Below are 11,251 nucleotides of genomic sequence, written 5' to 3'. Positions count from 1 at the left end.
TGATCTTCTTCATGGTCATGCCGGCGATGATCGGCGGTTTCGGCAACTGGTTCGTCCCGCTGATGATCGGCGCGCCGGACATGGCCTTTCCGCGCATGAACAACATCTCGTTCTGGCTTCTCCCGCCGGCATTGGGCCTCCTGGTCATTTCGATGTTCGTGCCGGGCGCGCCCGGCGGCACCGGTGCTTCGGGTGGCTGGACGATCTATCCGCCGCTCTCGACCTCCGGTGCGCCCGGACCGGCGATGGACTTCGCGATCCTCGCGATTCACATCGCGGGCGCCTCCTCGATCCTCGGCGCGATCAACTTCATCACGACGATCTTCAACATGCGCGCGCCGGGCATGACGCTGCACAAGATGCCGCTCTTCGTCTGGTCGATCCTGGTGACGGTCTTCCTGCTGCTGCTCTCGCTGCCGGTGCTGGCGGGCGCGATCACCATGCTGCTGACCGACCGCAATTTCGGCACGACCTTCTTCGCGCCCGAAGGCGGCGGCGATCCGATCCTGTTCCAGCACCTGTTCTGGTTCTTCGGCCATCCGGAAGTCTACATCCTGATCCTGCCGGGTTTCGGCATCGTCAGCCAGATCATCTCGACCTTCTCGCGGAAGCCCGTCTTCGGATATCTCGGCATGGCCTATGCGATGGTTGCCATCGGCTTCGTCGGCTTCATCGTCTGGGCGCATCACATGTATACGGTCGGCATGTCGGTCAATACGCAGGCCTATTTCGTGGCGGCAACCATGGTCATCGCAGTGCCGACGGGCATCAAGATTTTCTCGTGGATCGCGACGATGTGGGGCGGATCGATCGACTTCAAGACGCCGATGCTCTGGGCGGTCGGCTTCATCTTCCTCTTCACCATCGGCGGCGTGACCGGCGTGGTGCTGGCCAATGCCGGTGTCGACCGCGCGCTCCACGATACTTACTACGTGGTGGCCCATTTCCATTACGTGCTGTCGCTCGGTGCGGTGTTCGCGATCTTTGCGGGCTGGTACTACTGGTTCCCGAAGATCAGCGGCTACATGTATTCCGAGTTCGTGGGCAAGCTGCATTTCTGGGTCACGTTTGTCGGCGTCAACATGGTCTTCTTCCCGCAGCATTTCCTCGGTCTGCAGGGCATGCCGCGCCGCTACGCCGACTATCCGGACGCTTTCGCCTACTGGAACTACATCTCGTCGATCGGTTCCTATATTTCGGCCTTTGGCGTCCTGATCTTCCTCTACGGCGTGGCGCAGGCTTTCATCCGCAAGGAGAAGGCGTCCAACAGCCCGTGGGGCGAAGGCGCGACGACGCTCGAATGGACGCTTTCCTCGCCGCCGCCGTTCCATCAGTTCGCGGATCTGCCGCGGATCAAGTGACAATCGCTCCGGCCGGGTCCGCCCGGCCGGAGCGTCCCTTTCGGGACGGACGCCCGGCCGTATCGGGACAATGAAGGCATTGACGATCCATGTCGGATAGAGCGATCAGCACGGAAAGCTTCGACGCGCATGCCCTGACGGATGGCGGCATGGGCTCGGCGCGCGATTTTTTCGAGCTGCTGAAGCCGCGCGTCATGTCGTTGGTGATCTTCACCGCCCTTGTCGGCCTTGCGGTCGCGCCGGGCGCTATCCACCCGGTCCTGGCCTTCACGGCTCTGCTCTGCATCGCGGTCGGAGCCGGCGCCTCGGGCGCGCTCAACATGTGGTACGACGCCGACATCGACGCGAGGATGGCGCGCACCGCAAACCGTCCCATTCCGGCCGGGCGCGTGACGCCGGGCGAGGCGGCGGCCTTCGGCTCGATCCTGTCGGTCTTCTCGGTCATGACGATGGGCGTGCTGGTAAACTGGGTGGCGGCCGCGCTGCTCGCCTTCACCATCTTCTTCTATCTCGTCGTCTACACGATGTGGCTGAAGCGCCGTACGCCGCAGAACATCGTCATCGGCGGCGCCGCCGGCGCCTTTCCGCCGATGATCGGCTGGGCTGCGGTAACGGGCTCGCTGTCGATCGAGCCGGTGGTTCTTTTTCTGATCATCTTCATGTGGACGCCGCCGCATTTCTGGGCGCTGGCGCTCTACCGCAGCGGCGATTACGAAAAGGTCGGCGTGCCGATGCTTCCGGTCGTCGCCGGCGCGGCGGCGACGCGGCGCCAGATTCTGCTTTATTCGGCGCTGTTGGTGCCGGTGACGCTGCTGCCCGCCGCGCTGGGATTTGCCGGCATGCTCTATGCCGGGGCGGCCGCCGCGCTCGGTGCCTGCTTCCTGTGGTTGGCATTCAGCCTCTGGCGGAGCCCGGCCGGCGCGCAGGACAAGGCCGCAAAACGTCTCTTTGCCTACTCGATCCTTTATCTTTTTCTCGTCTTCTCGCTGCTTCTGGCCGAGAAGACGCTCGGCCTCGCCCCCCTGCAGCCGATCCTGGCGCTGTGAGGCCGGTGTGAACGAAGAAGATGAAAGCAAGCGCCACGAGATCGCGACGCCGGTCTGGACCGAGGAGCAGCTGAAGCGCCGCCGCCAGCGCAACATGGCGATTGCATGGACGCTGGCCGCGCTGATTGTGCTGTTCTTCGTTGTGACGATTGTGAAACTTGGAGGCAATGTGGCGAACCGTCCGCTCTGACGGCTCGCTTCGGCGTCGGGCGTGCGCTCTGGCCGCGCCGGTGAATTGGGATAGACTGATCGGACGGCACACGCGCCGCCCGCGAATTGGAGAGACGGGGACATGGCTGACGCCCACGCCAAACATCACGACTACCATCTTGTGGATCCGAGCCCCTGGCCGATCGTCGGTGCCATCGGGGCCTTTGTGCTGGCCATCGGCGCCGTCACCTGGATGCACGGTGCGCCTGCATGGACGATGCTGATCGGCTTTGCCATCGTGTTCTACACGATGTTCGCTTGGTGGCGCGACGTCATCCGCGAGGCCCACAAGGGCGACCACACGCCGGTGGTGCAGCTTCACCTGCGCTACGGCATGATGCTTTTCATCGCTTCGGAGGTGATGTTCTTCGTCGCCTGGTTCTGGGCCTTTTTCGATGCAAGCCTGTTCGCCGGCGAGGAAATCCAGGCCGCGCGCGTCGAATTCACCGGCGGCCACTGGCCGCCCCAGGGCGTCGAGGTCTTCGATCCCTGGCATCTGCCGCTCATCAACACGCTGATCCTGCTGACCTCGGGCACGACCGTCACCTGGGCGCATCACGCCTTGCTGCACGACGACCGCAAGGGCCTCGTGCAGGGTCTCGCGCTGACGGTGTTGCTCGGACTGGTCTTCACGGCGGTGCAGGCTTACGAATACCAGCACGCGGCCTTCTCCTTCGCCGGCAGCATTTACGGTTCGACCTTCTTCATGGCGACCGGTTTCCACGGTTTCCACGTGATCGTCGGCACGATCTTCCTGATCGTCTGCCTGCTGCGTGCGATGAAAGGGCATTTCACGCCTCAACAGCATTTTGGCTTCGAGGCGGCGGCCTGGTACTGGCATTTCGTCGACGTGGTCTGGCTGTTCCTTTTCTGCGCGGTCTATGTCTGGGCTTCGGCGGGCGCGGTCTCTCACTGACCACGGCCGACCTGCGCGAAAAATTTGGGGGGCGGCTCGCGACAGCGCGGGCCGCCCTTATCTCTTGGTGAGGGCTTCATGAGCGAGGAAATCGGCGGGATACCGTCTTCGGCGGCCGTGGCGTTGCGGGCCTGTTGCCCGCGTTGCGGCAAGGGCCGGCTCTATACCGGCTTCCTCTCCGTGGCGCCGGCTTGCAGCCATTGCGGTCTTGATTTCTCCTTTGCCGATTCCGGCGACGGTCCTGCCGTTTTCATCATGATGATCGCGGGCTTCGTCATTGTCGGCCTCGTCCTCTGGGTCGAGTTCACATGGTCGCCGCCCTATTGGGTCCACGCCGCGCTCTGGTTGCCGCTCACGATCCTGCTGCCGCTGGCGCTGTTGCGCCCGCTCAAGGGCTGGCTGATCGCCCAGCAGTTCCGTCACAAGGCGAGCGAAGGACGGCAACGGGAATGACGGGGGATCGCGAGACGCCATCTGGTGAACGCTTCTTCCGGCCGATGCTCTGGCCGACGCTGCTGACGGCGGCCATGCTGCCGGTCTTGCTGGGGCTCGGCTTCTGGCAGGTCGAGCGACTCGCCTGGAAGCGCGATCTGATAGCAACGATGACAGAACGCATGGCAGCCGACCCGGTCGCGCTGCCCGCGTCCGAAACTTGGCCGGCGCTCGACGCAGACGCGCTCGAATATGCGCGTGTGTCGCTCAGGGGACGGTTCCTGCACGAGCAGGAACTGCACTATTTCACGCAAGACGAGAAGACCGGCGCGCCCGGCTACGCGGTCATCGTGCCGCTTGTGCTCGCCGGTGAGACAGGCGCCATCGTGCTGGTCGATCGCGGTTTTGTCCCAGTGGCAATGAAGGACCCGTCGACACGCGAAGCAACGCGGACTGATGCCGGGGTGAGTCTCGTTGGCATCCTCCGCACACCGCAGCCGCGTGGACTTTTCGACGGTGCTGACGATCCGGCACGCAACATCTGGATGGTGCGCGATCCCGCCACAATGGCCGAGCATCTCGACCTCGCGCGCGTCGCTCCCTTCATCGTCGAGGCCGAGCCGGACCCGATGTCGGGTCCCTGGCCGAAGGCCGGCCGAACCCGCGTCGACCTGCCCAACAATCATCTCGACTACGCACTGACCTGGTTTGGCCTGGGCCTGGTGCTGATCTCTATCTATTTGATTTATCACAGGTCTCTGGGCCGGATCGGGCGCCGGAAAGGTTAATTTCAGCCATTTCGCCGCTCCCTCGTCAGCGCAATTGCCTCTCGCGCCGGGGCCGGATAGGGTAGCTTCGACCGGCCCGCGAACCTCTATCGCGCTGGCGCTCCAGGAGATTATGGTGAAGTACGTCAGCACGCGGGGCGCCGCTCCGGAGCTTGATTTCGAAGACGCTTTGCTCGCGGGTCTGGCCCGCGATGGTGGTCTGTACGTGCCGGCGGAATGGCCGCAACTGAGCGAACGCAAGATTAAGGCGCTGGCCGGCCTGCCTTACGAGGACGTCGCCTTCCGCGTCATGCGTCCCTATATCGGTCCGTCGATCGATGATGCGGCGCTCCAAAGGATGCTTGTCGACGCCTATGCGGGCTTCCATCACCGCGCGATTGTGCCACTGACGCAAATTGCGCCCGGCGACTGGCTGCTCGAACTCTTCCACGGGCCGACATTGGCGTTCAAGGATGTGGCGATGCAGATTCTCGCCCGCCTGTTCGATCATGTGCTGGTGGCGCGCGGCCGCCGCCTCACGGTGGTCGGCGCGACCTCGGGCGACACCGGCTCGGCGGCCATCGAAGCCTTCAGGGGCCGCGACACGACCGACATTTTCATCTTGCATCCGAAAGGCCGCGTCTCCGAGGTCCAGCGTCGGCAGATGACGACGGTGCTTGACGCCAATGTCCACAACATTGCCATCGAAGGCTCGTTCGACGATTGCCAGGCGCTGGTCAAGGCGATGTTCAACGATCATCGCTTCCGCGACGAGGTTTCGCTGGCCGGCGTCAACTCGATCAACTGGGGCCGCGTCATGGCCCAGATCGTCTATTATTTCACCAGCGCCGTGGCGCTGGGCGCGCCGGCGCGGCCCATCGCCTTTTCGGTGCCGACCGGCAATTTCGGCGACATTTTCGCGGGCTATGCGGCAGCGCGCATGGGTCTGCCCGTCGCCCGGCTGATTGTCGCCACCAACGTCAACGACATCCTGGCGCGCGCCCTCGAAAGCGGCCGGTACGAAGTGGGCGAGGTCGTGCCGACGATCAGCCCCAGCATGGACATTCAGGTTTCGTCCAATTTCGAGCGCCTGCTCCACGACGCTTACGGACGCGACGGCGCGGCGGTGACGCGGCTGATGCAGAGCCTCGCGCAATCGGGCGGCTTCGACATCGACGCCGTACGGCTCGACGCGATCCGCGCCATGTTCGGCGCCGCGCGCGCCGACGAAAAGGAGACGAGGGCGACGATCGCCGCCACGCTGAAGACGAGCGGCGAGCTGGTCGATCCCCACACGGCGGTCGGTCTTGCCGTCGCGGCAAAACTGCGGGGCGATGTGGATGTGCCGATGGTGACGCTGGCGACGGCGCATCCGGCCAAGTTCCCCGATGCCGTCGAGGAGGCAACCGGCATTCGCCCGGCGCTGCCGCCGGCCATGGCCGATCTGTTCACAAGGGAAGAGCGCCTGACGGCGCTCCCCAACGACCTCAATGCGGTCGAAGCGTTTATCCGCGAGCGCGCCCGCTCTGTTGCTGCGTAACCGTTGAAGGAGTCCGCCCATGTCCGTTGAAGTGACCAAGCTGGATAACGGCCTGACCGTCGTTACCGACAGCATGCCCCATCTGGAAACGACCTCGATCGGCGTCTGGGTCAACACCGGCGCGCGCCACGAGGCCAAGCGCGAACATGGCGTTTCCCACATGCTGGAGCATATGGCCTTCAAGGGAACGGAGCGCCGCTCGGCGCTGGCCATCGCCGAGGAAATCGAGACGGTCGGCGGCTATCTCAACGCCCACACGACCCATGAGGCGACGGCGTATTACGCCCGCGTATTGAAGCAGGATCTGCCGCTTGCGGTCGATATTCTGGCCGACATCCTGCAGCATTCGGTTTTCGACCCGCAGGAAGTCGAGCGTGAGCGCGGCGTCATCATTTCCGAGATCGGCCAGGCGCACGACACGCCCGACGACATGGTTTTCGACCATCTGCTGGAAGCGGCCTATCCGGACCAGCCGCTCGGCCGTTCGATCCTCGGCACGGTCGACACGGTCTCGGGCTTCGGCCGCGATGCGCTGCAGGGCTATATGAGCGAGCGCTATCTGGCGCCGGGCATGGTGCTGGCCGGCGCCGGCGGCGTCGACCACGGGGCGCTGGTGGCGCTGGCGCGCGACCGCTTCGGTGCGCTGCCGAGCCGCGTGACCAACGGCGCGGAACCGGCGCGCTTTTCCGGCGGCGAGCGCCGCATCGAGCGCGACCTTGAACAGGCGCATCTGGCGCTTGCTTTCGAGGGGCCGACCTATTCCGATCCCGATTACTACACCGCGCAGGTCTTTGCGGGCGTGCTGGGCGGCGGCATGTCCTCGCGTCTTTTCCAGGAAGTGCGCGAGAAGCGCGGCCTCTGCTATTCGATCTTCTCCTTTGCCTGGTCCTTTGCCGATACCGGCGTGTTCGGCGTCTATGCCGGCACCTCGCCCGACGACGTGGCCGAACTGGTGCCGGTCCTGTCGGGCGAAATCGCGCGGCTCGGTGAGGATGCGAGCGAGGACGAGGTCGCCCGCGCCCGTGCGCAGATCAAGGCGGGCTTGATGATGGGTCTCGAGAGTTCGTCTTCGCGCGCCGAGCAGATCGCCCGCCAGTTCACGGTTCACGGCCGCGTATTGCCCATCGCCGAACTGATCGAACATGTCGAGGCGGTCGATGCCGCCGCCGTCCGCCGCTATGCGGACAGGCTTCTGGGCGGCCGGCACATGGCGCTGTCGGCCATCGGACCGCTTTCCGGCAAGGACGGCGGACTTGAATCCTTCGATCGGATCGCGGCAAGATTTGCCAGTTGAGGTCGCGAGCGGGAGGCGCGTCCGGCTATGGCATTTCTTCGTTCGATCACGAAGCCGGAAACCGCGCCGCTTGTCCTCGGAGACGGCGTTTACCTGCGCACCCCGGCAGCGGGCGACTATGCCGACTGGGCGGCCTTGCGGGCGGACAGCCGCGACTTCCTGACGCCATGGGAGCCGACATGGGCGCAGGACGACCTGACAAGGGCCGCCTGGCGCCGCCGCCTGCGCCGGTACATGCGCGAAATCCGGGAGGGTCTTGCCTACCCCTTCTTCATCTTTCGCGAGCAGGATGGGGCGCTTGTCGGCGGATGCACGCTGTCGGGCGTCCAGCGCGGGGTTCAGCAATCCTGTGCGCTTGGCTACTGGGCAGGTGAAAAATATGCAGGCCAGGGCTATGTCACGGCTGCGGTGAGGGCGCTGATTCCCTACGTGTTCGAGGAATTGAAGTTGCACAGGCTGCAGGCCGCCTGCCTGCCCGAGAACGAACGGTCCCGTGCGGTGCTGCGCAAATGCGGCTTCACCGAGGAAGGCCATGCGCGGGGCTATCTCCGCATCAACGGCATGTGGCGCGATCACGTCGTGTTTGCCATTTTGCGCGACGATCCGCGCCGGTGATTTTGTGAGGGGAGAGTGAGCCTGATGCGGCGAGGGGCCTCAATGAACGCGCGCCTGTGCGGTGCGCTCGCAGGCGCCGCTTTGGCGCTCGCGATCGCCTTGCCCGGCACGGCGCGAGCGCTCGATGCCGTGGCCTTCGACGACAGGGCGCCGGTCGTCGATCTGACGCCGCATGCCGAGCGCTACGAGGCCGCGGGGCGGCGGCTCACCATCGAGCCGCCGGTAAGCGGCGCGGCGGATATCGCCGACGAGGCCGAGGAAGAAGCGGCCGAAATCGACGAAGGCACGATGGTGGACGGCACCGTCATCCTCTCCGATGGCGATGGCGCGGCCGGCACATGGCTCGCCGTTGCGCTCCGCAATCGCGCCGAGGCGGAGGTGACGCGGCTTCTCGTTGCCGACGAACGCGGCGCGGGCCTTGCCAATCTCTTCTGGCCGCTGCCGCGCGGCCCGGTCGACAGGGCGGTTACGGCGGGCGGCGCCGATCCGCTGCCGGTCCCCGCCGGCGGGCGGCGCGGCTTTTCGGTCTTCACGGTCTCGGCCGATGCCCAATCGAGCCTCACCGTCGCGCTTCACGCCGAAGACCCGCCATCCGGCCTTTATCTCTGGCATGCCGATGCATGGGACGCCTTCATGCGCCGGCTGGCGCTGGTCGAGGGCGGCATGCTCGCCGTGGTTGCGGCTTTCGCGGTCTATCTTTCGGCGCTGGCGATCCTGACGCGCATCGCCGCCGCCCGCGCGACGGCGGCCCTTCTTGCCACGGGCTTTCTGGTTCTGCTGACCGAGTTCGGCTATGCCGCCGCGCTTCTCGATCTCGGCTCCCGCTGGGACATGACGCTGCGCACATCGGCGCTGGCGCTTTTCGCCGCCGCCGTCTTCGCGCTCGAACGTTTCTTTCTCGATCTCGAGCGCCTCGCGCATTGGCCCTCGCGCATCGCGCGCCTGATGTCCTTTGCCGCCCTGGCCGGCATTCCGCTGGCGCTCCTGAGCGTGCCGCTCGGCGCCTTTTATGTGCGCGGGCTTTTGGCGGTCGCGGTGATCGCCGGCGTGCCGCTCATCGTGATGGCGGCGCTGCGCGGCGTCCGCCCGGCCCAGCTTCTCATTCCGGGCGCGGTGCTCTTCGGTTTTGCCGGCCTCGTCGCCGCGCTTCATGCCGCGGGCTGGATGGCGGGTGTCTTTGTCGGCACGACCTTCGCCGGCGGGCTGATGACCGCCGCCCTGACGCTTTTTGCCTTCGCCGCCGCCTATCACGCCCAGGGCGGCCGCCGCCGCGCCGATCTCGGCACGCTCCGCAGCGAGCAGCGCAACGCCTTTGCGCTTTCGGGCGCGCGCATGGGCGTCTGGGACTGGGACGCGACCAACGACCGGCTCTATGTCTCGCCCTCGGTCGAGGCGATGCTGGGGCTCGACGCCGGCACGCTCGACGGCAACGAGCTGCTCTGGCGCGAACACATGCACCCGGCCGACCGCGAAACCTATCGCACCGCGCTCAACGCCTATTTCCATCGCGGCAATGTCGCCTTCACGCTCGAATTCCGGATGCGCCATTCCGACGGCGTTTTCCGCTGGGTGGCGCTCAGCGCCAGTTGCGTCGCCGCCGCCGACACCGGCACGGCGCGCTGCATCGGCACGGTGCGCGACATCACCGCGCGCAAGACCGCCGAGGAGCGGCTCCTGCACGACAGCGTCCATGACAGCCTGACGGGCCTGCCCAACCGCGCCCTCTTCATGGACCGCCTCGAACGCGCCATCCGCCGCCCGGACCTGATCGACCGTCCCCGCGCGGCGATCCTGTTGATCGATCTCGACCGCTTCAAGACCGTCAATGACAGCCTCGGCCATTCGGGCGGCGATGCGCTCCTGATCGCGATTGCGCGGCGGCTGGAATCGCTCGTCACGCAGGACGACACGGTCGCGCGCATCGACGGCGATGCCTTCGCCGTTCTGCTGACCTCGCGCACCCGGCGCGACGACGCCCATGCCTTTGCCGAACAGGCGAGCGAGTTTCTGCATCAGCCGATCGAGGTGGCGGAGCACGAGGTCTATCCGACCGCGTCGATCGGCGTCGCCATCTGCGAGGACGCGCACGAAAATCCCGAGGATCTTTTCACCGAGGTCGAGATCGCGATGTACCGCGCCAAGCGCGCCGGCAAGGCGCGGATCGAACTCTTCGAGCCGGCGATGCGCGCCGAAACCGACGATCACCTGACCCTCGAAACCGGTCTGCGCCACGCGCTCGAGCGCAAGGAAATGGAACTCTACTATCAGCCGATCATGTCGCTCGTCGATGGCAGCGTCCGCGGCTTCGAGGCGCTGATCCGCTGGAACCACCCGAAGGACGGCCTGCTGGCGCCCGACACTTTCGTGCCGCTGGCGGAAGAACTCGGCGTCATCACCGAAATCGGCCGCTTCGCGCTGCGCGCCGCCAGCGAGGAACTGGCGACCTGGCAGAAGCTCTTTCCGATGGAGCGTCCGCTTTTCGCCAGCGTCAACGTCTCGAGCCGTCAATTGCTGCGGCACGATCTGATCGACGACGTGAAGCGCGTGCTGAACAGGATCGACATCGAGCGCGGCACGCTGAAGCTCGAAGTGACGGAATCGCTGGTGATGGAGAACCCCGAATTCGCCGCCACCATGCTGACGCGCCTCAAGGCGCTCGGCGCCGGCCTGTCGCTCGACGATTTCGGCACCGGCTATTCGAGCCTGAGCTACCTGCAGCGCTTTCCCTTCGACACGCTGAAGGTCGACCGCTCATTCGTGGCCGGCATGTCGTCCGACCGCGAAACGCCGCTGATCATCCGCTCGATGGTGACATTGGCGCATGATCTCGGCATGGAGGTGGTGGCCGAAGGAACCGAAAGCGAAACCCAGGCGCGCGATCTCGCCGATATGGGCTGTGACTACGGGCAGGGCTATTATTTCGGCCAGCCCATGCGCGCCGCCGAAGCGCTCGATTTCATCGCCCATCACTGGCGGCGTTAACGCCTTTCAGGAGATGTGCACGCGAAGGCGCGAAGACGCGAAGAAGAAAAAAGAAAAGAAGGTATCACGCAGAGGCGCAGAGAAGAAA

10 protein-coding genes are annotated in these 11,251 nt (G+C 65.4%); all 10 read left to right on the top strand.

All coding sequences use genetic code 11. The features are described from left to right. On the top strand, positions 1-1,361 hold a 1,361-nt coding region (locus WEB61_RS14475), incomplete at its 5' end, for a cytochrome c oxidase subunit 1 (protein ID WP_368065048.1). Positions 1,362-1,450: 89 nt separating this feature from the next. Beyond that, entirely contained in the window at positions 1,451-2,407 is a 957-nt protein-coding gene (locus tag WEB61_RS14470; RefSeq protein WP_368065047.1) for a heme o synthase, read from the top strand. Positions 2,408-2,414: 7 nt separating this feature from the next. Further along, positions 2,415-2,597 carry a hypothetical protein gene (locus tag WEB61_RS14465; protein WP_368065046.1) on the top strand — a complete coding sequence of 61 codons (183 nt, stop codon included), beginning with the start codon at positions 2,415-2,417 and terminating at the stop codon, positions 2,595-2,597. A 102-nt stretch (positions 2,598-2,699) separates the two neighbouring features. After that, a complete protein-coding gene (locus WEB61_RS14460) occupies positions 2,700-3,533 on the top strand; it encodes a cytochrome c oxidase subunit 3 (protein WP_368065045.1) in 834 nt (277 codons plus the stop codon). Between the two features lie 78 nt (positions 3,534-3,611). Further along, a complete protein-coding gene (locus WEB61_RS14455; RefSeq protein ID WP_368065044.1) occupies positions 3,612-3,986 on the top strand; it encodes a DUF983 domain-containing protein in 375 nt (124 codons plus the stop codon). Then, the gene (locus WEB61_RS14450; protein WP_368065043.1) at positions 3,983-4,753 is read left to right on the top strand and encodes an SURF1 family protein; all 771 of its coding nucleotides are present in this window, start codon (positions 3,983-3,985) and stop codon (positions 4,751-4,753) included. The genes WEB61_RS14455 and WEB61_RS14450 overlap by 4 nt, the downstream gene beginning before the upstream one ends. 115 nt (positions 4,754-4,868) lie before the next feature. Continuing rightward, a complete protein-coding gene (gene thrC, locus WEB61_RS14445; protein ID WP_368065042.1) occupies positions 4,869-6,272 on the top strand; it encodes a threonine synthase in 1,404 nt (467 codons plus the stop codon). A gap of 19 nt (positions 6,273-6,291) precedes the next feature. Then, positions 6,292-7,566 carry a M16 family metallopeptidase gene (locus WEB61_RS14440; protein ID WP_368065041.1) on the top strand — a complete coding sequence of 425 codons (1,275 nt, stop codon included), beginning with the start codon at positions 6,292-6,294 and terminating at the stop codon, positions 7,564-7,566. A gap of 27 nt (positions 7,567-7,593) precedes the next feature. Then, the gene (locus WEB61_RS14435) at positions 7,594-8,181 is read left to right on the top strand and encodes a GNAT family N-acetyltransferase (RefSeq protein ID WP_368065040.1); all 588 of its coding nucleotides are present in this window, start codon (positions 7,594-7,596) and stop codon (positions 8,179-8,181) included. A 42-nt stretch (positions 8,182-8,223) separates the two neighbouring features. After that, positions 8,224-11,163: a putative bifunctional diguanylate cyclase/phosphodiesterase gene (locus WEB61_RS14430; protein ID WP_368065039.1), complete on the top strand. Its 2,940-nt coding sequence runs from the start codon at positions 8,224-8,226 to the stop codon at positions 11,161-11,163. Positions 11,164-11,251: the final 88 nt, after the last annotated feature.

This window comes from Parvibaculum sp., assembly GCF_040882025.1.
In the GTDB taxonomy this organism is placed as follows: Bacteria; Pseudomonadota; Alphaproteobacteria; order Parvibaculales; family Parvibaculaceae; genus Parvibaculum.
Note: the sequence above shows the minus strand (reverse complement) of the source record. Positions and strands in the feature narration are given on the sequence as shown.

Coding starts and splice junctions, on each gene's coding strand:
- WEB61_RS14430 (WP_368065039.1), top strand. CDS start 8,224: ATGAACGCGCGCCTGTGCGGTGCGCTCGCAGGCGCCGCTTTGGCGCTC.
- WEB61_RS14435 (WP_368065040.1), top strand. CDS start 7,594: ATGGCATTTCTTCGTTCGATCACGAAGCCGGAAACCGCGCCGCTTGTC.
- WEB61_RS14450 (WP_368065043.1), top strand. CDS start 3,983: ATGACGGGGGATCGCGAGACGCCATCTGGTGAACGCTTCTTCCGGCCG.
- WEB61_RS14455 (WP_368065044.1), top strand. CDS start 3,612: ATGAGCGAGGAAATCGGCGGGATACCGTCTTCGGCGGCCGTGGCGTTG.
- WEB61_RS14460 (WP_368065045.1), top strand. CDS start 2,700: ATGGCTGACGCCCACGCCAAACATCACGACTACCATCTTGTGGATCCG.
- WEB61_RS14440 (WP_368065041.1), top strand. CDS start 6,292: ATGTCCGTTGAAGTGACCAAGCTGGATAACGGCCTGACCGTCGTTACC.
- WEB61_RS14470 (WP_368065047.1), top strand. CDS start 1,451: ATGTCGGATAGAGCGATCAGCACGGAAAGCTTCGACGCGCATGCCCTG.